Annotated in this window: 19 protein-coding genes and 2 tRNA genes; 10 read left to right on the top strand and 11 right to left on the bottom strand. The window is 36.6% G+C overall.

Going from position 1 to position 22,737, the window contains the following annotated elements; translation table 11 throughout:
* Positions 1 to 101: 101 nt before the first annotated feature.
* From trhP to infA, 3 genes are all read right to left on the bottom strand, one after another.
* Positions 102 to 1,589 (bottom strand): prephenate-dependent tRNA uridine(34) hydroxylase TrhP, encoded by a 1,488-nt coding sequence (trhP, locus tag CKF58_RS00400; protein ID WP_119530015.1) that lies wholly within the window; start codon positions 1,587 to 1,589, stop codon positions 102 to 104.
* A 193-nt stretch (positions 1,590 to 1,782) separates the two neighbouring features.
* Positions 1,783 to 2,922 (bottom strand): tRNA 2-thiocytidine(32) synthetase TtcA, encoded by a 1,140-nt coding sequence (ttcA, locus tag CKF58_RS00395; protein WP_119530014.1) that lies wholly within the window; start codon positions 2,920 to 2,922, stop codon positions 1,783 to 1,785.
* A gap of 204 nt (positions 2,923 to 3,126) precedes the next feature.
* The gene (gene infA / locus CKF58_RS00390) at positions 3,127 to 3,345 is read right to left on the bottom strand and encodes a translation initiation factor IF-1 (protein WP_119530013.1); all 219 of its coding nucleotides are present in this window, start codon (positions 3,343 to 3,345) and stop codon (positions 3,127 to 3,129) included.
* A gap of 649 nt (positions 3,346 to 3,994) precedes the next feature.
* Here infA and asnS point away from each other — a divergent pair.
* The 4 genes from asnS (at position 3,995) to CKF58_RS00370 (ending at position 7,982) form a co-directional block, all read left to right on the top strand.
* Entirely contained in the window at positions 3,995 to 5,398 is a 1,404-nt protein-coding gene (asnS, locus tag CKF58_RS00385) for an asparagine--tRNA ligase (RefSeq protein ID WP_119530012.1), read from the top strand.
* A gap of 131 nt (positions 5,399 to 5,529) precedes the next feature.
* The gene (locus CKF58_RS00380) at positions 5,530 to 6,348 is read left to right on the top strand and encodes a hypothetical protein (RefSeq protein ID WP_119530011.1); all 819 of its coding nucleotides are present in this window, start codon (positions 5,530 to 5,532) and stop codon (positions 6,346 to 6,348) included.
* A gap of 64 nt (positions 6,349 to 6,412) precedes the next feature.
* Entirely contained in the window at positions 6,413 to 7,318 is a 906-nt protein-coding gene (locus CKF58_RS00375; protein WP_119530010.1) for a hypothetical protein, read from the top strand.
* 139 nt (positions 7,319 to 7,457) lie between these two features.
* On the top strand, positions 7,458 to 7,982 hold the full coding sequence (locus CKF58_RS00370) for a CvpA family protein (RefSeq protein WP_119530009.1): 525 nt from the start codon (positions 7,458 to 7,460) through the stop codon (positions 7,980 to 7,982).
* A 116-nt stretch (positions 7,983 to 8,098) separates the two neighbouring features.
* Here the strand turns inward: CKF58_RS00370 and CKF58_RS00365 are convergent.
* Positions 8,099 to 8,175, bottom strand: a tRNA-Arg gene (locus tag CKF58_RS00365).
* A gap of 23 nt (positions 8,176 to 8,198) precedes the next feature.
* Positions 8,199 to 8,275: transfer RNA gene (locus CKF58_RS00360), tRNA-Arg, on the bottom strand.
* A gap of 982 nt (positions 8,276 to 9,257) precedes the next feature.
* Here CKF58_RS00360 and ftsH point away from each other — a divergent pair.
* From ftsH to prfC, 4 genes are all read left to right on the top strand, one after another.
* Complete coding sequence (ftsH, locus tag CKF58_RS00355; protein WP_119530028.1) at positions 9,258 to 11,078, top strand: ATP-dependent zinc metalloprotease FtsH; 1,821 nt, start codon at positions 9,258 to 9,260, stop codon at positions 11,076 to 11,078.
* A gap of 260 nt (positions 11,079 to 11,338) precedes the next feature.
* On the top strand, positions 11,339 to 12,244 hold the full coding sequence (locus CKF58_RS00350) for a hypothetical protein (RefSeq protein ID WP_119530008.1): 906 nt from the start codon (positions 11,339 to 11,341) through the stop codon (positions 12,242 to 12,244).
* Positions 12,245 to 12,611: 367 nt separating this feature from the next.
* Complete coding sequence (locus CKF58_RS00345; RefSeq protein WP_147397176.1) at positions 12,612 to 13,724, top strand: hypothetical protein; 1,113 nt, start codon at positions 12,612 to 12,614, stop codon at positions 13,722 to 13,724.
* Positions 13,725 to 13,845: 121 nt separating this feature from the next.
* Complete coding sequence (prfC, locus tag CKF58_RS00340; RefSeq protein ID WP_119530006.1) at positions 13,846 to 15,438, top strand: peptide chain release factor 3; 1,593 nt, start codon at positions 13,846 to 13,848, stop codon at positions 15,436 to 15,438.
* A 164-nt stretch (positions 15,439 to 15,602) separates the two neighbouring features.
* Here the strand turns inward: prfC and guaC are convergent, their stop codons facing one another.
* Positions 15,603 to 16,589, bottom strand: a complete 987-nt coding sequence (guaC, locus tag CKF58_RS00335; protein WP_119530005.1) for a GMP reductase — start codon at positions 16,587 to 16,589, stop codon at positions 15,603 to 15,605.
* Positions 16,590 to 16,942: 353 nt separating this feature from the next.
* Here guaC and apbC point away from each other — a divergent pair, with 353 nt between their 5' ends.
* The gene (gene apbC / locus CKF58_RS00330; RefSeq protein ID WP_119530004.1) at positions 16,943 to 18,025 is read left to right on the top strand and encodes an iron-sulfur cluster carrier protein ApbC; all 1,083 of its coding nucleotides are present in this window, start codon (positions 16,943 to 16,945) and stop codon (positions 18,023 to 18,025) included.
* Positions 18,026 to 18,221: 196 nt separating this feature from the next.
* Positions 18,222 to 19,151: a hypothetical protein gene (locus CKF58_RS00325; protein ID WP_119530003.1), complete on the top strand. Its 930-nt coding sequence runs from the start codon at positions 18,222 to 18,224 to the stop codon at positions 19,149 to 19,151.
* Between the two features lie 148 nt (positions 19,152 to 19,299).
* Here CKF58_RS00325 and CKF58_RS00320 read toward each other — a convergent pair whose 3' ends face one another.
* The 5 genes from CKF58_RS00320 to CKF58_RS00300 all read right to left on the bottom strand — a co-directional run bounded on the left by CKF58_RS00320 (position 19,300) and on the right by CKF58_RS00300 (position 22,589).
* Positions 19,300 to 19,680, bottom strand: a complete 381-nt coding sequence (locus tag CKF58_RS00320; RefSeq protein WP_119530002.1) for a DUF1304 domain-containing protein — start codon at positions 19,678 to 19,680, stop codon at positions 19,300 to 19,302.
* Between the two features lie 4 nt (positions 19,681 to 19,684).
* Complete coding sequence (locus CKF58_RS00315) at positions 19,685 to 20,686, bottom strand: zinc-binding dehydrogenase (RefSeq protein WP_222987622.1); 1,002 nt, start codon at positions 20,684 to 20,686, stop codon at positions 19,685 to 19,687.
* A 253-nt stretch (positions 20,687 to 20,939) separates the two neighbouring features.
* On the bottom strand, positions 20,940 to 21,350 hold the full coding sequence (locus CKF58_RS00310; protein ID WP_119530001.1) for an Ohr family peroxiredoxin: 411 nt from the start codon (positions 21,348 to 21,350) through the stop codon (positions 20,940 to 20,942).
* 86 nt (positions 21,351 to 21,436) lie between these two features.
* On the bottom strand, positions 21,437 to 22,033 hold the full coding sequence (locus CKF58_RS00305) for a TetR/AcrR family transcriptional regulator (RefSeq protein WP_119530000.1): 597 nt from the start codon (positions 22,031 to 22,033) through the stop codon (positions 21,437 to 21,439).
* Positions 22,034 to 22,316: 283 nt separating this feature from the next.
* On the bottom strand, positions 22,317 to 22,589 hold the full coding sequence (locus CKF58_RS00300) for a GrxA family glutaredoxin (protein ID WP_119529999.1): 273 nt from the start codon (positions 22,587 to 22,589) through the stop codon (positions 22,317 to 22,319).
* Positions 22,590 to 22,737: the final 148 nt, after the last annotated feature.

The raw sequence follows: 22,737 nt of genomic DNA, 5'->3' as shown, positions 1-22,737 counted from the left end.
CTCATTACGAGGTGCTTTTTGCATGTTTGGATTTTACAAGTTTAGTGCTAATACTTCTAAGACTAACAACTAATCTTCTTTTGCCTAAGCGTTGCAAACAATTAGTTTAATTCTTTAATGTTAATATTCGCATTAGCAGCAGCTTTACGACCATGTGGATCTGTAGTGTCTAAGCCGTCTTCTAAATAACGTAACACTAAAGCGTATTCTAGTTCCATTTCCGGATCTACTTCTAACCACACTTTGTGACCGTCACCTGGAGCAACATCTGTTGGTTCCATTTTACGGTTAAACATTTTCTCTAAACGGTAAGACTTATTACCTTTTGGTGTCATGATCTCGATAAAGTCACCAACTTTAAATTTGTTTTTCACCTCTACTAAAGCTAGGTTACCTTGACGCTCACCAGTAAATGCCCCTACAAATTGTTGGAAATCTGAAGTAGAGTTACCAGATACGTAGTGTTGGTATTGATCGTGAGTGTGACGTTGTAAGAAACCATCAGTATAACCACGGTGCGCTAGAGAATCTAGTTGACGAATTAATGACGGATCTAACTCTTTACCCGCAGCTGCGTCATCAATTGCTTGACGGTAGATTTGTGCAGTACGTGCACAGTAGAAGAATGATTTAGTACGACCTTCAATTTTTACTGAATGCACACCCATTTGCGTTAAACGTGGAATGTGTTGGATCGCACGTAAGTCACGGCTATTCATAATATATGTACCGTGTTCATCCTCAAAAGCCGTCATTTTTTCATCTGGGCGACGAGGCTCTGTGATTAAGAAGGTTTTATTGGTTGGTTGCCCAATGCCTAATGTCGGTTCAACATTATTCACGGCAATTTTTAGATCATCGGCACTAGAATTTAATAATTTAGCGTTTGGATCTTCTTCACGACCATCAACTGTTTCACCTGCTGCTACGCGCTCAACGATTTGTCCAAGTTCGTCTTCTTGACCTTCTTGTAAATCATATTGCCAACGACAAGCGTTCGTACAAGTACCTTGGTTCGGGTCACGTTTATTAATGTAACCAGATAATAAGCAACGACCAGAGTAAGCCATACATAAAGCACCATGTACGAATACTTCTAATTCTAACTCAGGTACATGTTGACGAATCTCTTCGATTTCGTCTAAGCTTAACTCACGTGATAAGATTACACGACTTACACCATAGTCGTACCAGAATTTACATGCCGCCCAGTTAACTGCATTTGCTTGTACTGATAAGTGAAGTACTGCTTCTGGGAAGTATTGGTGCATAAGCATAATTAAGCCTGGATCAGAAAGAATAAAAGCATCCGGCTTCATTGCTACTACACGTTCCATATCTTTAATAAACGTTTTTAACTTCGCATTGTGTGGAGCGATGTTAACTACGATATAGAATTTTTTCCCTAGCGCGTGAGCTTCGTTGATCCCTATTTCTAGGTTTTCCCAGTTAAATTCGTTATTACGCACACGTAATGAATAACGAGGTTGTCCTGCATATACAGCATCTGCACCATAAGCAAAAGCATAACGCATGTTCTTTAAAGAACCAGCTGGACTTAGTAATTCCGGTTTAGCAAAAGTTGTCATTGTTACCCCAAAAGATAGTTTAATTATTTGTCTAGCTTACCCTAGCAGTTTACAAGACTAAATTGGATCAAGATAGTAAGGTAGTTTTGCATCCAACCACAAATAATCCCAATTAGGTGTGTGATTACAAAATATAAATAAAAGATGATTTAACTTTACTAGCTTTTAAGCTAACCTTAGGTTAGCTTATCTACTAAAGTTGTTTAATTTTTAGACCTTGGATTTTTAATTCTTCTTTTTCTTGTCCATACTCTTTTTCAAGAGATTTAGCAAGAGCGTCGTAGTTTACACTACCAAACAGTTCTTCTTGCGCCATTTGGTCAAGCTCTTCGTCATTAACTAATAAATTAGCTTCATGCGCAACAGCTGCCGCATTTACAGCTTTGTTAGTAGTTGCTTGAGAACTTGCTTGTTGCGCTTGTACTTCTTGGCTCGTCGTTTTGGCGTTAGCTTCTTCAGTACGTGAAGCAAGTAAGTTTACAGGAGTACCTTGCGCATTATGATGCGGATTGAACTGCTGTTGACTTAAAGAACTTAAGGTTTTAAAATCGTATAAACCATGATCCAGCATATGCGAAGTAGAAATATCTTGCATTGCACGGAAAATAGTTTCAATACGACCTGGATATTGTTTATCCCATGTATTTAACATTTCTTTTACTGCTTTACGCTGTAAATTAGGTTGTGAACCACAAAGGTTACATGGAATAATTGGGAATTCTTTTAATTGTGCGTACTTAGCTAAGTCTTTTTCACGACAATAAGCTAAAGGACGAATCACTGTATGTAAGCCATTATCACTTACAAGTTTTGGTGGCATAGATTTCATTTTGCCGGCAAAGAACATGTTTAAAAATAGCGTTTCCACCATATCATCACGGTGGTGACCTAAAGCTATTTTGGTACATTTTTCTTCTTGCGCTACGCGATATAAAATACCACGACGTAAGCGCGAGCATAATGAACAAGTAGTTTTACCTTCTTCAATAATACGTTTTACCACACTGTAAGTATCTTCGTTGACAATGCGATAAGGTACACCAATCGATTCTAAATAGTTAGGTAATACTTCTTTAGGAAAGCCTGGTTGTTGTTGATCTAAATTTACTGCGAGTAACTCAAAGTTCACTGGTGCGTATTTTTGTAAAGATCTTAAAATATCGAGTAAAGCATAAGAGTCTTTACCACCAGATAAACACACCATAATCTTATCGCCTTCTTCAATCATATTAAAGTCGGCAATAGCTTTACCTACTTCACTACGAAGACGCTTAGCTAGTTTATTAAGGCGATGATCCTGTTTGGCGTCAGATAATAATTTCGTTTCTTGCATAATTTTGAGAAAAAAGAAAAACCATAGCTCGTTAGCTACGGTTTTTATAAATATTTCAAACCTTTGAAGTAACATTAGAGCTATGCTACTAGAGGTATTGCATGCGGCTGTAAACAGACGCTAATACTTGCCAAAAAGTTTGAGGTAATTCCTGTCCACTTTTCAGTTGAATTAAACTTAAAATTACTGAGTTTGTAGTTTGTTCTATCTTGAACGGAAAACGATACGACCTTTAGTAATATCATAAGGCGTAATTTCTACAGTAACTTTATCACCCGTTAAAATGCGGATATAGTTTTTACGCATTTTACCGCTAATGTGAGCGATAATTTTGTGACCGTTTTCTAATTCAACACGGAACATAGTATTAGGTAATGTTTCAATTACAGTACCTTGAAACTCAATTACAGCTTCTTTTGCCATGAGACCTCGTTTGTAATAAAAATAAATAACGCGGCATATTATAACACAAAGAACCAAAGCTAAAGACAATTTTCTTCTTAACTATCAAGCGGCTAGTTTTAATGTAAATTAGCGATATATTTATAACTATCTGTGCTTTAAATTAGACGTAAACCGCAGTTTTTACTTAGTTAGCGTAAACATTTAGGTACAGTTAGTTTCTCAAACTTAAGCGCAAAATTACCTTTAGATAGATAACCAAGCCTAAGTTAAATTTATCTGCTAGTTTTAACACGAAATTACTCGCTATATGCTAAAATGGTTAAACCATAAAGTGACTAAATTTAAGATTAAACCTTAGATCTTTAATCTTAAACTTATTCTCTTATTCTTTACCACTAAAAAATAGCTTAAACCTGTAGATTAATCCTCATTACAGATACTTGTTACGGCTTTTACTTTGTCTTTCTTGGTTTTGTAATTCCAAGTAGGCAAATATTAGTAGACAATTATAAGTAGGTAAATAGTAACTGTAAAAAATTACACTAAGCTTTAAGTTTTTAGTTGAGTTAGAGACTTGTTTAGCGTTAACTTAGCTCTAAAGAAGTCTGCTAACTTTTCCTCTATTCAATTATTATTAATAAATACTTATATTATTAGGAGTTTTGCAATGACAACCATTGCTTCTACCCAAGATATTCTAAGCGGTAAAGTTGCCGTTGGCAGTGAAGTTACCGTACGCGGCTGGGTACGTACACGTCGTGACTCAAAAGCCGGTTTTTCATTCTTAGCTGTATACGACGGTTCTGGCTTTAACGCTGTACAAGCAGTTGTGCCAAATACTTTAGCTAACTATGAAAACGAAGTATTAAGCTTAACAACAGGTAGTTCAGTTATTGTTACTGGTAAACTAGTAGCTTCTGCAGGTCAAGGTCAAGCGGTTGAAATCGCAGCTGAAAACGTAGAAGTTGTTGGTCTAGTAGAAAACCCAGATCAATACCCACTATCAAACAAGCGTGTTTCAATCGAAACTCTACGTGAAATCGCTCACTTACGTCCACGTACTAACCTAATTGGTGCTGTAGCTCGTGTACGTAACACTTTAGCTTTTGCTATTCATGAGTTCTTCCAATCACGTGGTTTCTACTGGGTGGCTACGCCATTAATTACAGCTTCAGACTGTGAAGGTGCTGGTGAAATGTTCCGCGTATCTACGTTAGATATGATGAACCCACCAAAAACCGCTGACGGTAAAATTGACTGGAAACAAGACTTCTTTGGTAAAGAAGCATTCTTAACCGTATCAGGTCAATTAAACGGTGAAACTTACGCAAGTGCTCTTTCTAAAGTGTATACTTTCGGTCCGACTTTCCGAGCGGAAAACTCTAACACCACCCGTCACCTTGCTGAATTCTGGATGGTTGAGCCTGAAGTTGCATTCTACGACTTAGAAGACAACGCAAAACTAGCCGAAGACATGTTACGTTACACTTTCAAAGCTGTGCTTGAAAAAAACCGTGACGATTTAGAGTTCTTTAACCAACACGTACAACCAGGTATTATTGAACGTCTAGAAAACCTAGCAAATTCAGACTTCGTACAAGTTGACTATACTGATGCTATTAAAATCCTTGAAAACTGTGGGAAAAAATTCGAATTCCCTGTTTACTGGGGTATTGACATGTCTTCAGAACACGAACGTTATTTAGCTGAAGAACACTTCAAAGCACCTGTAATCGTGAAAAACTACCCTAAAGAAATCAAAGCATTCTACATGCGTCAAAACCCAGATGGTAAAACTGTAGCTGCAATGGACGTATTAGCTCCAGGAATTGGTGAAATCATCGGTGGTTCACAACGTGAAGAGCGTTTAGATGTGTTAACTGCACGTATGAAAGAAGTTGGTTTAGATCCTGAAGCATACAGCTGGTACTTAGACTTACGTCGTTATGGTTCAGTACCACACTCAGGTTTTGGTTTAGGTTTTGAACGTCTAGTTACTTACGTAACAGGTATTTCAAACGTACGTGATGCAATCCCATTCCCACGTACTCCAAACAACGCCGCATTCTAAGCTTAAAGTAACAACCTAAACTTGTTACCTTGCTTAACCACCCTTAAAGTTTGTTAAGCAATTAACGAACTTTAAGGGTTAATTTTTAGCACTCATCAATTAGTTTTACAATAAACTTTAGGAAGCTCTTCATGGATTTTGCTAGTCCTAGTTTTATTATTGTAGCAGTGCTAGTGTTATTACGCTGTATTTATAACTATCGAGATCCACATTTTGAAGCCTTTGCGTTTAGTTTAACTTTTATTATTCTGCAATTAATCACTTCATTAATTTCACCTAAGTTTTTCTATTCGAGCTTTTTATATCTCGATCCTTATAAGCCTTTATTAGTAGTAACGCTATTTTTCTTGGCTTTTCTGCTCATCTATCGCTTTATTTGTAGCCAATTTTTACATACGCGGATTCGCCGAAATTATCACAACTTTACCATTTTGGCAACCATTTACAGCAAAGAAATCTTAATTTTTACTGAAGTAGTTGCTTCATTCTTAGCTTATATTTCTTTGGCTGATTTTCCGCAATTTAAATCTTGGCTCTTAACCTCAACCATGACGGTTAATTACGATTACTCTCGTACTTGTTTTGGGATAATCGCCGGTCTTATGGTTGTGCGTTTTATTTGGAATATTCTGCTAGGTAGCTATAAAACCCTGTGCTTCTGGTTAATTTTTAGTGCGCTTCTATTTGTGCTGTCAATTGTAGGTCATCGTGAGTACTTTGCTGCAAATATCTTCTTAAGTGTGTACATTATGATGTTTGCCTTCCGTTATGTTTGCACCGAAGAAAACTTTTACTTAATCTTTGCGCGTTCTAAATTATCAGAATCACGCTTTGCCATGTTAGTGCATGGAGCTACAGCCTTAGCCGAACTCATTGGTTCACTAATGGTTATCTGGGCGTTTGTTAACTCATACGCTGATCTAGCTGTCTTAAAATCGGTATTTTATTAGAGCATTAGCCCTAGCAAAATATCCTATATTTTTGACTAGGCAATAGCCTAGTCTTTTTCTTGTTATGTTAGATAATCTTTTACATTATTATCCAGCCACGCTTGCTTTTATTGCGGTTTTGCTTTGGCGTTTTATTAGCAATATTAAGCAAGATAGATATCGCTATGAGCCTTATATGGCAACCTTAACTACAGCACTAGCTTTAATTGGCTGCGGTTTAGCGATTAACGTGTTTCATATGGCTCATGATCCTCTAAGCTATCTCTTAGTAATTGTGGTAAGCGTTACCTTAGCTCATGCGGTTTATCTCTATACGATTAATAGCCAACGTCTAATCGACTACATGGCGAGTAATCAAATCCTAGCAAACAAACGCCAAGTTATTAGCACCGCCGCGCTCGAAGCAATTATTACGTTTTTTGCTTTTGCGACCTATATGAAAATGCCCACGGCAATTTATACCGGTCTCGAGCAATTAGCTAATACTTTTGTTGCAGGTAATGACTCAAGTATGACTTGGTGGATTATTCTAGCTTGTATTGCTGGACGTTTCTTCTCTATTTTTATTCGTGATTCTTATGCCTTAATTATTTTCTGGCTAAGTTTCTTGTTATATTTTGCAGTTTTTAGTGCTTTAACTGGCGGTCTGATTTATAGCTTACAAGAGCAAGTATTAGTTCAACCAACTAACAATACCTATGAAAGTCTAACTATCGCGAATATCGGGTTACCACACTGGTTATTTGCCGCTATACTTCCTTATATACCTGCAATAGCGCTTTTAAGTTTAACCTTAGCTCTCAAAATTAGTCGTAAGTTCTTCTATCGCAATCGTAGTAAAGAAATTAGTTTTAGTACCATTATTCCTTATGTACTACGTACTATTTCTGCGATTGTAGAACCTTTAATTCTTAGTGTGATTGCCGCTCTGATTTTGTTACACTTAGGTGGTCTCTTTCAGACTAACTAGTAACTAATTACAAAGAATCTATAGCGCAATAAAACTAAATCGCTAAAATTAACCAAGGTTAAACTGGGATTTTTGGGTATAATGATAAAACCTAAGGCTAAAACCCTAATAGCCTACAGTAATTTGTGAATAATATATTATGCTTCCTTTAATTGATATTTTCTTAGGCATTATGGCACTAGCTGTTTTTGCTCGCGGGGTATTCCGTGGCTTTATTGGTGCCTTGTTATCTCTTTTCTCAATTGTCGGATCAATTATTATTAGTATGTACTATACCCAAGATTTAGGTGGTCTTTTAAGTAAGATCCCATTTGTGGGTAGCTATCCTTTAATTGGTTTTGCGATTGTTATTATCGTTTCGTTTTTAATTCTTAACTTTGCCGCTGGCTTAATTGGCAGTGCGCTTTCATCTTTACCATTATTTAATAATATTCTTCTACGCCTTCTTGGGGGTGTCTTAATGGTAATGATCTTTGTAGTTGCGGTAACGGCTGTGTACTCGCTTCTTCAAGAGAACAATATTAATATTAGTGAATTAGTACCACGTTACGATGAATCGTACACTAAACAAGTAATCGATTACATAAACAATGGTTTACAATTCCACACTTATTTACATGAATTAGTAGAAAGCTTTAAACAACGAGCAGCTACTATGCAGTAATAGTTTTGCTAAATTTTAGCAACGCAAAAAGCCTTAACTTCTAGCGATCACTAGAAGTTAAGGCTTTTTTAGATGTCAGAAAAATTTAAAACCTAGCTTCTAGGCTAGGTCTGACATGGCGCGCTTGACAGGAGTCGAACCTGCGACCCGTTGCCCCGGAAACAACTGCTCTATCCAACTGAGCTACAAGCGCAAGATTCTTTAGATACAAAAAAATGGCGCACCCAACTGGATTCGAACCAGTGACCGTTCGCTTAGAAGGCGAATGCTCTATCCAACTGAGCTATGGGTGCACGCAAAAAAATCTTCTTAAAAAGAACGGCTATCATTATAGCCAATTTTTTCTTAAAATGCAAGATATTTGTAGCGACTTAACTTTAACCTTGTTAAAAATAATTATATTTTGTTTTACATACTCCCACTTCCCCTACTCCCACGACCATAACCACAACCGCACCAAGTAATACAATTGTAACGAACAATTTCTCCTAGAACTATCTAACCAACTTTACTAGAGCTGACACAATAAGATGTATCTGTTTTTAGATTTCTAGCTGTACTCAAAAATAATCTCCAAAATCCCCGTTCATCTTCACTAAATTTATTTAAATCTCCCCCTCAACTAGTTCAGCTAAACACTTGAATAATAACCACGAAATTTATTGAATAATAATCCCAAAATTTACACCTCGACATATCTCGTTATCTATATGGCAGTATATTGGAAACTTTTTATCTAAAAACGAGGTTTAGCGCTTGCAAAAATTTAAAAAAGCTATATATTAGAAGTGTAAAAAATTTAAAACAACAAACTTTCGCATTTTATATTTCTTTACCAGAATATCGAGCTTGTAAAGATCTAGGCAAATAGATAAGCAAGTTATGTAACTTTCGTTTATTACTTGTTATTGCAAAAGTTCTTTTAGGGAGCTCATTCGCAACTTAAGGTGCAAAGTTCAAGGTGATAAGTCTTTTTTATCGCCAATTAACTTCAACAATTAAGCTTCTTTTAAACTTTAGTTTTTCCTATCAAACGATAGCAAACTAGAGTTTTCATTTAATCAAGCTTTATGATATTCGCCTTAATAGCCTAATTAACCTAGATATTTACTACTTTTCTAAAATCAGCGCTAGCTGCTATTTTGAGACTATGGTAGAATATATCATGTGAAAATTTAACCCTTAACGACTAGTTTAACTTTAGCTCATGACAGCCTCATGAGTAAAGGAGTATAAGTGAAACCTTTTTTAAAAAAGAACGCTTTTTTAGTTTTAATGGTTATTCTAGCTTCAGTTAGTCTATTTAGCTATTTCTCGAGCAGTAGTAGCGATAGAAACAATCAAGCCTATTCGGCATTTGTAGCTGATATTGACCAAAACAAACTAAGTTCGGTACAAATTAATCAAACAGGGCAAATTCGTGTTACACGTACCGATGGTACGGTATATACGACAATTTTACCTCTGCGCGATGATAAACTACTAGATCAATTACTAAGCAAAAACGTAACTGTATACGGTAAATTACCAGAACGTCCAAACGCTTTAGTGGAAATCTTAATTAATATGATTCCACTTTTACTGTTTCTGGGATTATATCTCTGGGCAATGAGACGTATGACTGGTGGTATGGCTACGGCTATGGGTGGCGACAAACAAATCGGTCGCATCTATGAGCCTAAAGACATTCGCACTCGTTTAACAGACGTTGCTGGCTGTGAAGAAGCCAAACGTGAAGTTGCTGAAATCGTTGACTTCTTACGTGATCCACAAAAATTTACCGACATTGGTGCACGTATTCCTAAAGGTGTACTAATGGTAGGTCCTCCAGGTACAGGTAAAACTTTATTAGCGCGTGCTGTTGCTGGTGAAGCTGGTGTACCATTTATTACGATTGCCGGTTCTGATTTCGTAGAAATGTTTGCTGGTGTGGGTGCACAACGTGTACGTACATTATTCAATCAGGCGAAAAAACTAGGTAAAGCGATTATCTTTATCGACGAGATCGATGCTGTAGGTCGTAAACGTGGACAAGGTTTTGGTGGTGGTCACGACGAACGTGAACAAACGCTAAACCAGTTACTAGTTGAAATGGACGGTTTCGATGACAAAACAAGCATTATCGTAATCGCAGCTACTAACCGTGCTGATGTATTAGATAACGCCTTAATTCGTCCAGGTCGTTTTGACCGTCAAGTAACTTTAGATCTTCCAGATCTAAAAGGTCGTTTACAAATCTTAAACGTACACGCGAAAAAAGTACGCTTAGCGCGTGACGTAAACTTAAAAACAGTTGCTCGTGGTACTCCAGGTTTCTCTGGTGCTGAACTTGCTAACCTCATTAACGAAGCGGCACTTATGTCTGCACGTAATGGTAGCAAAGAAATTACCATGAAGTACTTTGAATTAGCTCAAGATAAAATTACTCTGGGTACTGAACGTCCTTCATTAACCATGAAAGAAGCTGATAAATTACGTACTGCTTACCATGAAGCAGGTCATGCAATTGTTGGTTACTTAGTTGAAGGTAATGATCCAGTACACAAAGTTACTATTATCCCACGCGGTCGTGCTTTAGGTGTAACTCACTTCTTACCTACAGAAGACCAAGTGTACTACAGCTATTCAATTTACGAAGCTAAACTACAAATGACTTACGGTGGTCGTTTAGCTGAAGAGTTAATCTTTGGTAAGGATTACATCTCTACAGGTGCTTCATCTGATATCCAAGTAGCTAGCCGCTATGCTCGTGCAATGGTGACTAACTATGGTTTCGATGATGATTTAGGTCCGATTGACTATGCACCTAATGCTAACGATCCATACGGTCGTCCACAAGCTTCAGATGCTTTTGCTGAACGTATCGATAAAGCCGTGCTTGAAATCATTAAACGTAACTACGATAAAGCTCGTTTAGTGTTACAACAAAACCGCGATATTCTTGAAGCAATGAAAGATGCTTTAATGGAATATGAAACTATCGATAAATGGCAAGTTGAACGTATTATGAATCGTCAACCAGCAGGTAAACCACGTGACTGGGACGATGATTCAGATGAACGTAACTTTGAGCATTTAAAAGAAGATAATAACTAATTTTTAGTTAAAATTTTTTAAGGGCAGTTAGAAATCTAACTGCCCTTTTCTTTGTCTTGCTTACTCACTTTATTCTTTGTCGTACTTACTTGTTTGCTTTATTCTTTGTCTTATCAGCTTGTTTGTTTTTTGTCTTACCTGCTTGCTTTATGATGATAATCATCATATTTTAACTGTACCTAAAATTTAGGAACTAGAGCAGATAAGCTTTTGTTGCTTTATAATAAGGTACAAATCATTAGCTATCTTTAGGAATCCTAATGTTTAAACGCAAATTTTCTGCCTATAGTTTGTCAGCTTTAACTCTTAAAGCAACTACCATTCTTTCTTTAGGTTTATGTAGCCTAATCGGACAAGCCCAAGAACCAAGCGAGGACAAAACAACTTTAGTTAGTCCTCCTTCTTACCAACATAATCACTTTATTGGCAATTACAATATCAATCAGCAAGCCGCCGCTTATTTTCGTGGAGATAACCTAGCTATTCAGTGGGCGGGTGTTGGTGATTATCAACAAGTAACACGAGCCCTGTTTATGATTGCTGATAATATGAATGACATGCGTTTAGTTAGTGAAAAAGCGCAAGCTTTTTTAGTAGTAAACACTATGTTTCATTTAATTTCTCGCATTTATCAGAACCGCAGTAAAAACAATCCGCAGTTTTTAAGTGACTTTAATATTGAGTTCGATCCAAGTAAAGCAAAACTCAGCGATATGCTGAAAAACATTAAAAGCGCTTGTGATAAACAACAGTTTTACTTAGAGCCTTATACAGTAGGTGAATTACTTGGTGGTGCATTAAATTATAACCAAACGCAAATTGCTAATGCCTTTAAACGCACTTATAACAATGTATGTGTACTGGCTTGGCAATATATAGGAATGATGCAAGACATAGAATTTCAGAAGTACGTAGATCTATTCCAACGTTATGCTAATCTGTTCTATCAAGTGTACCGCCAAACTGCTGCTAAGTATCCAAGTAGCTACGGCTTAACCTTAGAAACAGTTTTCAATCCTGAAATTAATCGTAAAGTACGTCAACTCTATATTGCACGTGATGCAGCAGGTTGGAAAATGCTTTCTGAATTTGCAACCTATGCTGCAACTACACGTTCGTTATATCAGAACTTAACGCGTCATTATAGTATTCCTAGTAGTGAGTAAACTACTATGCTTCTAGCACTCAAACTAGTACTAAAATTTCTTTTCTTTGCATGCGCTAGGGATTTTTACCTAGCGCTTTCTGTTATAATATAGAAACAATTCAGCTCTAAAAAGTTAGATTTGAAATTTATTAACCGCTTATTTTTCAGAAATAATGACTGTTAATTTTCCAACAATCTTTCCAGACCACCTTTATTAAGCCTCGGTGGCAAATAAAGCTGAATTTTCACTTTTTTGATCGACGAAAAAGCTTAATTATTGCTATAATAGTCCCGAACTTGAGTTAGGATTAACTAGCTCATGTAACCTGTAACAGAATTCCATGAATGTATCTAGAGCCCTATTATATTTTTGCGCTTGTCTAAGTATGGCTCTGGCGTTAGTTAGTTGTGGTAAGTCGACTGAAGAAAACGTCGCCCAAACTAACCCTTATATTGAAAATCTCGATTTACATCACCCCCTATATCCATCGGTGATTTTTAATAATAATTTTAATCAAGGCAATTATTACTTTAGTAATGACTTTAACATTAGTAAAGTAACTATTGAATCTTTATTACGTTTAGCTGCTGATCAACGTTATGGACATGTAAACCGCTTACCAAGCAGTATTCAACTCGATCCAATAACTACCTTATTCCAGCAAGCAGATAAAGGCGAGGATCTTCTAAACGATTCTAATGACCTTGATCCCAATTATGACGATTTTCTCGCCAGTTTACGCCGAGCATCTTATCTATCCCATTACACCCTAATCGGTTTAAGAGATGTCGAAAGCGTATTAATGCGCAACACATACAACTTTTTTCACGGAGATAATGCTCAACGTTTACGTATTTTCCGTGCAATAAATCTTTATTTTGACTATGTAATGGCAGAATATCGCTTTTTACAGTCAAATATAAATTACAATTGGCAAGGTCTTTTTGATCAAAATCGGGTAGAAATTAATTTTACCACTGCCAATTTTCCTGAATATCTTCAACAATATAATACTCTTTGTCAAGTTGGCGCGTTTAACCTTGATGTAGGCTTTGTACAACGTGGTGTTGGATCTTTAAATGACTACTACCAAGGTGAACTGGCTAAATTTAATACTAATTTACGCCAAACTTGCCAAATGGTAAACATTTTCTTACAATTAACGGCTTTAGATAATTATCCTGACTTTGCTAAAGCAGTTAATACCATTGCTACTGAATATGCAGCGCAAAGTATTGTCGAACAATTAAACCACTATCGCTTTGGCACGCAAGTAGAACAAGCTTTTGCTGGTGACAAATTAAATAGTGCTTTAATTAATGTAAGCATGAAAGAGGGAGCAAAAATCAATACGACATATAACGATTATGTGCGTAAAACTGCTACCTTACCAGCGGCTAAGTTAATCTTAACTTTCGAGCCGTATATTGCTCCATTAACTTTACCTGATTATTTAGATAGCACTCAAGGATTACACTTTTTTAAACCTAGTAAATAAGAGTAATCATCTTACTCTGACTAGGCTTTAAAAACTACAACCTATGATGTACTTACAACTAAGCTCCATAATGGAGCTTAGTTTATGCGTATTTACGTAGTACAAACTTAAGTTTTTATTTATGGCTACAAATCAAACTTTAGAGCAAATTCAAAAACGTCGTACCTTTGCGATTATCTCTCACCCGGACGCCGGTAAAACAACCATTACCGAAAAACTTCTCCTTGTAGGTAAAGTTATTCAATCTGCTGGTGCAGTTAAAGGTAAAGGCAACCAACAAAAAGCTAAATCTGACTGGATGGAAATCGAAAAACAACGTGGTATTTCGGTTACAACATCAGCTATGCAATTCCCATACAATGACTGTATGGTTAACCTCTTAGATACTCCTGGACACGAAGACTTCTCGGAAGATACTTATCGTACTTTAACCGCTGTAGACTCGGCACTAATGGTAATCGATGCTACTAAAGGGGTAGAGGAACGTACAATTAAATTAATGGAAGTTACACGTCTACGTAGCACACCAATTCTAACTTTTATGAACAAGTTAGACCGTGATATTCGTGATCCATTAAGTCTACTTGATGAAGTAGAAGATATTCTTAAAATCAAATGTGCTCCAATTACTTGGCCTATTGGTTCAGGCAAGTTCTTTAAAGGCGTTTATAACTTAGCTGGTGACTATACGATTATGTATAAATCTGGTCAAGGTAGTCGCATTCAAGAAGTTGTACGCATTGACGGTTTACATAGCCCAGAACTAATTGCAGCGATTGGTGAAGATACGCATGCAGCTTTTGTTGAAGAACTTGAATTAGTACAAGGTGCAAGTAACGAGTTTGATGCTGAAGAATTTTTAGCTGGGAAATTAACTCCGGTTTTCTTCGGGACAGCTTTAGGTAACTTCGGTGTGGATCATATGTTAGATTATCTAACCAAATATGCTCCTTCTCCATTACCACGTCCAACGCTGGATGGTGAAGTTGAAGCTACTGCTCCAGAATTTTCAGGCTTTATCTTCAAAATCCAAGCAAACATGGATCCTAAACACCGTGACCGTGTTGCTTTCATGCGCATTGTGTCTGGGAAATACGAAAAAGGTCTAAAAGTTAATCACCACCGTATTGGTAAAGAAGTTACTTTAAACGATGCTTTAACTTTTGAAGCAGGGGATCGTACTAATGCCGAAGAAGCTTATGCTGGTGATATTATCGGTATTCACAACCATGGAACAATCCAAATTGGTGATGCTTTCAGTACATTTAAAGAACCAGTTAAGTTTACGGGTATTCCTAACTTTGCTCCAGAACTCTTTAAACGTATTCGTTTAAAAGATCCTTTAAAACAAAAACAACTACTTAAAGGTCTAATCCAATTATCAGAAGAAGGTTCGGTACAAGTATTCCGTCCACTTACGAACAATGACTTAATTGTTGGTGCTATCGGGGTACTACAATTTGACGTAGTAGTGAACCGTCTACAAAACGAATATAACGTAGAAGCTATTTACGAATCAGTAAACGTTGCTACCGCTCGTTGGGTAGATTGCGCAGATCCGAAAAAATTCGACGAATTTAAACGTCGTTGTGAAGGTAACTTAGCTTTAGATGGTGCTGATAACTTAACTTACATTGCACCAAATATGGTTAATTTAAACCTAACGCAAGAAAAATACCCAGAAGTACGCTTCTTCTCTACTCGTGAGCACTAATAGTTTTAACTATTCTTAATTAGTTAGCACTTAAATTGCTAATTAGTAAATAACAAGATTGAAGTTAAGACTCTAATTGTGCTTACACGTTTAGAAAAACAGTAACATATTTTAAGCCCCTGAAAGGAAACCTTTCAGGGGCTTAATGCTAACTATAATTTAAATTAACGGTCACCGTTAAAAATAGAGTTCTTCACGATTACATAATCAACTTTACGTAAGGCACGTAAGTCCTTACCACCTGCGTACGAAATTGAACTTTGTAAGTCTTGTTCCATTTCGGTTAGGGTAGCAAAAAGGTCTCCTTTATATGGAGTAAGGATTTTCTTGCCCTCCACGTTTTTACGTTCACCTTTTTGGAACTCTGAAGCTGAACCAAAGTATTCTTTGTAAAGTTTACCGTCGATCTCAATTGTTTCACCTGGACTTTGTTCGTGTCCTGAGAATAACGAACCAATCATTACAAAAGTCGCACCAAAACGCATAGACTTAGCTACATCACCGTGATCACGAATACCACCATCAGCAATAATTGGTTTAGTTGCAGCTTTAGCACACCAACGTAAAGCAGCTAATTGCCAACCACCTGTACCAAAACCAGTTTTTAACTTAGTGATACATACTTTACCTGGACCAATACCTACTTTAGTAGCATCAGCTCCAGCATTTTCTAATTCACGTACTGCCTCTGGTGTACCTACGTTACCCGCAATCACAAAAGTTTCAGGTAAAATTTGTTTAATGAACTTAATCATTTCGATAACTTTTTCTGAATGACCATGGGCAATATCGATCGTAATATATTCTGGCACTAAATTTTGCGCAGCTAAATGACGCACAAAATCAAATTCATCAGCTTTTACCCCAATAGAAATTGAAGAGTATAAACCTTGCTCTTTCATATGGCGAATAAAAGCTTCACGCGTTTCTGGATTGAAACGGTGCATGATATAAAAGTAACCCCGACGTGCTAATTCTTCAGCTAAAGGTTCATCAATAATAGTTTGCATGTTTGAAGGTACTACCGGAATTTTAAACTCCATTTTACCTAAACGTGCATGAGTATTACATTCTGAACGACTTTCAACAATACATTTGTTAGGAATTAACTGAATATCTTCGTAGTCGAAGATTCTCATATCATTTATCATGGAAAATTTTCCTTTTTTTAAACAAAAAAACAACTGGGCATTTTTGCTGCCCAGTTTTATATATATTATCATAAACCTATTACGCTGCTAAGAAGTATTTAGTACGGTTTTTCTTAGAGTTAAAAACAACTTGTATAGAATAGGTAAAAAAATAACCAAGAATAGGTAAAAAAATAACCAAGGATTGTAATTTGTATCCAAAATTAAATGTGCTTTCTAAATAGAGATTAAAGCGCAACATAGAATTATCCGCAAGAGACGGCAATTTGGAGTAAAATAGAAGATTGCTTTTAGTCTTTGTTGCACTAATAGCAAAAGCTAATTATATTCACTATCGATAAGGAGTATGTTGCATGAGTTGCGACTTTACTTTTATTCAAGATTTCTCATATTCACAATGGGGTAAAAGCTTACAAGAGTTAAAAGCTTTTAATCCTCAAGATTTTCTCTATAATCCCCAAAAACAAACTCTAGCCCTAACTTTAACCTTACCTTTTGCTTTTACGCAAATACAAGATCTGCAACAAGAGTTACTGACCTTTGTGCAAAGTAAACAACCTGAGGTAACTATGCTTAACCTTAAGTTGCAATATAACATTAGCCAGCGTGCAGCAGCTAATGGACAAGAGACGGTTAAAGGAGTTAAAAATATTATTGCCGTATCTTCATGTAAAGGAGGTGTGGGTAAATCATCAGTAGCAGTTAACTTAGCCGCAGCTCTAGCTAATGGTGGAGCTAAAGTTGGTTTACTTGATGCCGATGTATATGGTCCATCTATTCCGCACATGCTTGGTGCTGGAGATCAACAACCTACATCAGATGATCAGAAAACCATGAACCCAGTGCAAGTAGGTAATCTTGTTGCTAATTCAATTGGTTTTTTAGTGGGAGAAACTGATGCAACTATTTGGCGCGGACCTGTTGCTTCTTCGATGCTTAAACAATTAATGGTAGAAACTAATTGGCCTAACTTAGACTATTTAGTGATTGATATGCCACCAGGTACTGGTGATATTCAACTAACAGTGGCGCAAAACCTTGCGGTAACTGCAGCCGTAATCGTCTCTACGCCGCAAGAGATTGCTCTTTTAGATGTATATAAGGGAGTTAACATGTTCCGTAAACTAACAATTCCGGTATTAGGGATTGTAGAAAATATGAGCATGTATACTTGTCCTAATTGTGGTTTCCAAGCGCATATCTTTGGTAAAGATGGCGTTAAAGAAATGTCACAAATTATGGAAACACCATTGCTTGCGAGCATTCCTTTAGATCCGCAAGTTGGACATGATCTTGATTTAGGGGTTATTACCACTGCTTCGCAACCAGAAAGCAGCATTGGACAAGTATTTAATCAACTAGCCGATCAAGTTGCATATCAGACTTATATGCGAATTAAGAGCGCAGCTCCAAGTATTAATATTACGCAACTCTAATAGGTTACCTCACTTAGACTCACCACTGATATTAAGACTAATTTCAAGAATAATCTTAAGACTAATTTCAACTAAGTTTAAGAATTATTTCAAGAAAGACAAATCAAGCAATAAGTCTCTATTAAGTGATGTATGGTGTAGCAGTATGTACTTTTTTACATACTCCCTCTAGAGTAAAATTTTTCCTATATTTTCTATGCAACAACCTAAAGTAGCATTCTTAAGTATTAATACCGGATCTTACGATACTTTCTTTAAAGCCGTATTTGCGCATAATCAACAAAACTTCTTACCTGATTGCCAAGTGCAATATTTTGTCTTTACTGATAGCGAAGATCTAGCCACTACCTATGCTAATACTGAGAATGTAACTCTAATTCCCCAAGAACACTTAGCATGGCCTGGAGCGACTTTACATCGTTTTAAAATGTTTAATCGTCCAGAAGTGCGTGAACTCTTAAGCGAATACGACTATGTGTTCTTTGCTAATGCTAACTGGTACGCTAAGAATCCCATACTCGGTAAAAACTTTCTGCAACCAGCAACCGGAGATGCATCTAAAGATTTATACTTGGTTTATCACTACGGGCAAAATGCTGTACCTGAAGCAGCTAAGTCCTACGAACGCAATCCTCAGTCTTTAGCCTATATTCCAGAGAATGCCACAACTACATATGTTGCAGGTGGTTTCTTTGGCGGCACTAGTGCAGCATTTATGCACATGATAGCCACACTTGAGCGAAATATTGATTTTGATTTAGCTAAAGGGATTATTGCTCTTTGGCATGATGAAAGTCATCTTAACCACTATTTATATACCACAGGTTATCAAGCACATATTATGCCCCCAATCTTTATGGTGCCTCAAGAATATCATCCGATTTCTTCGTATATTGGTGAACGTCCAGAGTGGTTAGGTGTTTGTCTGAATAAAAATCTACTTGTGCAAGATTTAAACGCACTGCGTAATAAGCAAGTTGGTTTTAGTTTAGAACAAATCCAACAATTACTCGAGCATGAAAAAGATCTGGATGCCATTTGGCGCGAACAACGCGCCGAGTTTGAACCTTATTGGCAACAAAATCTAGGCTTTGTTGGTCTGATTTATAATCAGGTTGAACAGTAGAGTAAATATTACACAAAACTCATAAACCTAAATCCCCGTGAAGCTTACTTCACGGGGATTTAAGTTTGAAAGGTTTAAAGTTTTAAGTTTTTAGCTCTCAAGTCTTAGATCTTAAATCTTAGGATAAGAAGCTGAAAATTGCTCGATCTTATAAAGCACCTAGGATTAGGACACTTAAGCTTAAAGCCGGTAACAAACCTTGTTTCCAGAGAATATGCTTATTTACTGTTAGAGCCCCATAGATAGCTACGGCGATCATTACACCTAAGCTTAAAACAGTAAACAATACACTCATTGACCAAACACTAATTATAAGAAATACCGCAAGGACTAAATTATAAACTCCTTGGTTCTTTAACAGGTTCTGCACTAAAGGTTGTGCTTGTAATTCTGGATCAAGATTAAATACTCTACGCGTCAAAGCACTACGTGGGATGACTGTTTCAATGACAAAGATAAAAACAAACTCCAACACCGTAGCCGTAAGCAAAATGATCACTAGCCAAAAGTACGTATGGGACAAAAACATAAAACTATTTACTTCCTGCAATTAAAACTTTACCATTTTTACCAGGAGCAAGGCTGGCTGCACAAGCTTGTGCAGCTTGCTCTAAAGGATAGATCCCAGCTACAGGTAAAACGATACGTTTAGCAATAATATGTTGCATTAATTCTTGCATTAATGCAGCACGCTTCTCGGCTGGCATTTCACGGATTTCGATTAAACCCCAGAATCCACGCACATTAATTTGTTTAAAAATTAAAGCACCCACTGAAACTTTTACTGGTTCTTGCTCTAAAGTACCAAAGCTTACTAAAGTTCCTTTATAAGCTAAGAGTTCAGCAAGATCATAACTAGCTTGACCACTAATTGAATCTACAGCTGCTTTAATTGGTTGATCTTTTACTATAGCACGAACTTGATCCATCCAATCGCTATTTTCTGTAAATACAACATAGTCTAAACCAAGAGCTTTTAATTCTTCAACAGCGGCATTACGACGCACTACATTAATAACATTAATGCCACGTGCTTTACCTAACATAGCCGTAGTTTTACCAATCATACCACTTGCAGCATTGAGGATAATCCAATCACCAGCTGTAACGTTTAATGAATCTAAAAGGGTAATACTACTAAATGGCATTGCAATTAGTTGCGCAGCATCTTCGTCCGACATTTGCTCTGGAATTGGTACACAACTAGCAGCCGGACCTGTAAAATACTCACCCCAAGTTCCATGCGTAGCCGCAATAGCAACACGTTGACCTACTTGTAGGTTTGTAACATCAGCACCTAATTTAGTAACAATTCCTACAGCTTCTGAACCACCTGCTTCAGGTAACTCTGGTTTATAACCATAAGTACCGCGAATAGTCCATAAATCGTGATTATGGATAGGTGAGTAAATCATTTTGATTTGTACTTCATCGGCTTTTGGTTCTGGGATTGCTAAGTTTACGGTTTCAATTACTTCAGCTGGCTCACCAAAACTACGGTGAATTGCTGCTTGCATCATTTGGTTGTTTGTCATAATTCTGTGTTTATTTGTTGTTAAAAGTAAAGATGTATTTAATTATAGTTTACGTAAGAATTTGCTTAAGTAAGCCTAAAGATATTCGAAGCGCTTAAGCAAATTGTTAAGTAAACATAATTCGTCGTAAGAAAATTGTCGTCGAAATAAAAATAAGAAAGTGGCAGAGCAAAACTAGGTTTTGCTCTGCAGTCTAGTGCTTATGAGCCTAAAGTGAGTTATCTATGATTTGCGTTAAAAACTGCCGTTGATTTTATTCCGCGATTGCTTCTACCGTAATTTGGATATTGTTACGTGTAGCATTTGAGTACGGACATACTTGGTGCGCACGTTCAACTAAAGCTTGCGCTTGTTCTTGAGTTAAACCTTGAGTATAAAGTTTAATTGCAACTTCAAGAGCAAAAGCACCACCTAGAACTTGACCAATACCTACATGCACATTAGTTTTAATACTTGTTACTGGTAATTCCATTTGTTGGGCTACTAAATTCGCAGCTGAATCAAAACATGCTGCATAACCCATAGCAAATAATTTTTCAGGGTTTACTCCTTCGTGACCTGAGTTAAAAGCAGTTAGTTCAAACTCTAATGAACCATCATCAGTTTTAACTACACCACTACGACCACCAACTGAAGTTGCAGATGTTTGATAGAATACTTTCATGTTGTTTTCCTTGTTTGTGTTTTAGTTTGTTAAAAAAATAGACCGGTCAATTAGTAACCATGTAAATAAAAAAGCCAGAGGCTTCTTTATTCTTTGTTCATTGTTACTTGCGCAAGTAACCATGAAGTTTGTTGCGTTGTCGCTTCAAGACAACTAGTAACTGGACGGTAGAGACGATAGGTTGTACATGCCCCTAACCATAAAAAATATAAATGTTGCGCAAAAGCATTCATATCTACTTCTGGTTTAAATTCACCAGCAGCTTGTGCTTGCGCTAAGCGATGAGCGACTAATTCTATTATCTCTTCACAGCCTTGATGTAAAGCTTGACGCATGTTTTCTGATAAATCAGCAACTTCAGCAGCAAGTTTTACTACCAGACATCCATTACCATCTTGTTCTTGTTTGCTCCAAGCTTGCCAAAACTCATACATGGCACGCGTGCCTGATTCTGGATAAGTTGCAAATAAGTCAGATAATTGCTGTTTATAATTGGTGATATATTGTTCGATAATTCTTTGTCCAAACTCTTCTTTAGAAGAAAAGTAGTGATAAAACGAACCTTTAGGTACTTGAGCTGTTTCCAAGATTTTAGTCAGCCCAACAGCCGTAAAACCTTTTTGGGATAAGAGAAAAAGTCCTGCATCTAATAATTTTTGTGCAGTGTCTTGTGTACTCTTCATATATCTATAATAGCATGACTAGACTGATAGGTCTAGACCTATCGGTCTAAATTTTACAAGTTTTAACCTTAGGTTTTGATAAACAGAAGAAAAAAGTTAAAAATTAAATGCAAGTATAAGACGACCAAATTGGTTTTGAGGTACACCTCAACTAAAATAGAACTTGTCTCTTAAATGCAATGTTTAATTTTATTCTCATTATGCTTAACTGAAATCAAGAGCTGTTTACCAAACATTAAGATATAGGAAAACCTCTGGAACAAAACCAGAGGTTATAAACTAATTAGTGTGAAAATTTCACACCTTCAGCAGTTAAGAATGCTACGAAGTTATCGCAACCACCAACGTGATTACCATTTACAAACACTTGTGGTACGGTACGTACTTCTTTACCAATACGTGCTGCGATATCTTCTTTAGTGATACCTTCAACGATCATATCGTGGTATACACCATCAGCAATGCCTGCTACTTTTAATTCTTCAAGAATGTTTTTTGCTCTTTGGCAGTAAGGACAACTTTCACGACCAAAAATTTCTACTTGATATTTAACCATTTCTTTCTCCTTGTCTAAGACCGGTTAAGCAATCTTTAAATTCTAGATATAAGCTGGTAGTTAAATACGTATATGAGTATTTAGCTATTTAATTTATAAGTACGAATTTAGAGATTCCAAGTTTTTAATTATTTTGGCACTATTATAC

The sequence above is a fragment of the Psittacicella hinzii genome, assembly GCF_003585935.1.
GTDB lineage: Bacteria > Pseudomonadota > Gammaproteobacteria > Enterobacterales > Psittacicellaceae > Psittacicella > Psittacicella hinzii.
The sequence above is the reverse complement of the archived record's forward strand: the minus strand, read 5'-3'. Positions and strand labels throughout refer to the sequence as shown.

Bases quoted from the DNA above. Each gene is read 5' to 3' on its own strand.
- guaC (WP_119530005.1), bottom strand. From the start codon at position 16,589: ATGATAAATGATATGAGAATCTTCGACTACGAAGATATTCAGTTAATT.
- CKF58_RS00345 (WP_147397176.1), top strand. From the start codon at position 12,612: ATGGCTCTGGCGTTAGTTAGTTGTGGTAAGTCGACTGAAGAAAACGTC.
- CKF58_RS00325 (WP_119530003.1), top strand. From the start codon at position 18,222: ATGCAACAACCTAAAGTAGCATTCTTAAGTATTAATACCGGATCTTAC.
- CKF58_RS00310 (WP_119530001.1), bottom strand. From the start codon at position 21,350: ATGAAAGTATTCTATCAAACATCTGCAACTTCAGTTGGTGGTCGTAGT.
- CKF58_RS00350 (WP_119530008.1), top strand. From the start codon at position 11,339: ATGTTTAAACGCAAATTTTCTGCCTATAGTTTGTCAGCTTTAACTCTT.
- CKF58_RS00300 (WP_119529999.1), bottom strand. From the start codon at position 22,589: ATGGTTAAATATCAAGTAGAAATTTTTGGTCGTGAAAGTTGTCCTTAC.
- ttcA (WP_119530014.1), bottom strand. From the start codon at position 2,922: ATGCAAGAAACGAAATTATTATCTGACGCCAAACAGGATCATCGCCTT.
- apbC (WP_119530004.1), top strand. From the start codon at position 16,943: ATGAGTTGCGACTTTACTTTTATTCAAGATTTCTCATATTCACAATGG.
- CKF58_RS00370 (WP_119530009.1), top strand. From the start codon at position 7,458: ATGCTTCCTTTAATTGATATTTTCTTAGGCATTATGGCACTAGCTGTT.
- trhP (WP_119530015.1), bottom strand. From the start codon at position 1,589: ATGACAACTTTTGCTAAACCGGAATTACTAAGTCCAGCTGGTTCTTTA.
- CKF58_RS00375 (WP_119530010.1), top strand. From the start codon at position 6,413: ATGTTAGATAATCTTTTACATTATTATCCAGCCACGCTTGCTTTTATT.
- CKF58_RS00320 (WP_119530002.1), bottom strand. From the start codon at position 19,680: ATGTTTTTGTCCCATACGTACTTTTGGCTAGTGATCATTTTGCTTACG.
- infA (WP_119530013.1), bottom strand. From the start codon at position 3,345: ATGGCAAAAGAAGCTGTAATTGAGTTTCAAGGTACTGTAATTGAAACA.
- CKF58_RS00380 (WP_119530011.1), top strand. From the start codon at position 5,530: ATGGATTTTGCTAGTCCTAGTTTTATTATTGTAGCAGTGCTAGTGTTA.
- CKF58_RS00315 (WP_222987622.1), bottom strand. From the start codon at position 20,686: ATGACAAACAACCAAATGATGCAAGCAGCAATTCACCGTAGTTTTGGT.
- asnS (WP_119530012.1), top strand. From the start codon at position 3,995: ATGACAACCATTGCTTCTACCCAAGATATTCTAAGCGGTAAAGTTGCC.
- CKF58_RS00305 (WP_119530000.1), bottom strand. From the start codon at position 22,033: ATGAAGAGTACACAAGACACTGCACAAAAATTATTAGATGCAGGACTT.
- prfC (WP_119530006.1), top strand. From the start codon at position 13,846: ATGGCTACAAATCAAACTTTAGAGCAAATTCAAAAACGTCGTACCTTT.
- ftsH (WP_119530028.1), top strand. From the start codon at position 9,258: ATGGTTATTCTAGCTTCAGTTAGTCTATTTAGCTATTTCTCGAGCAGT.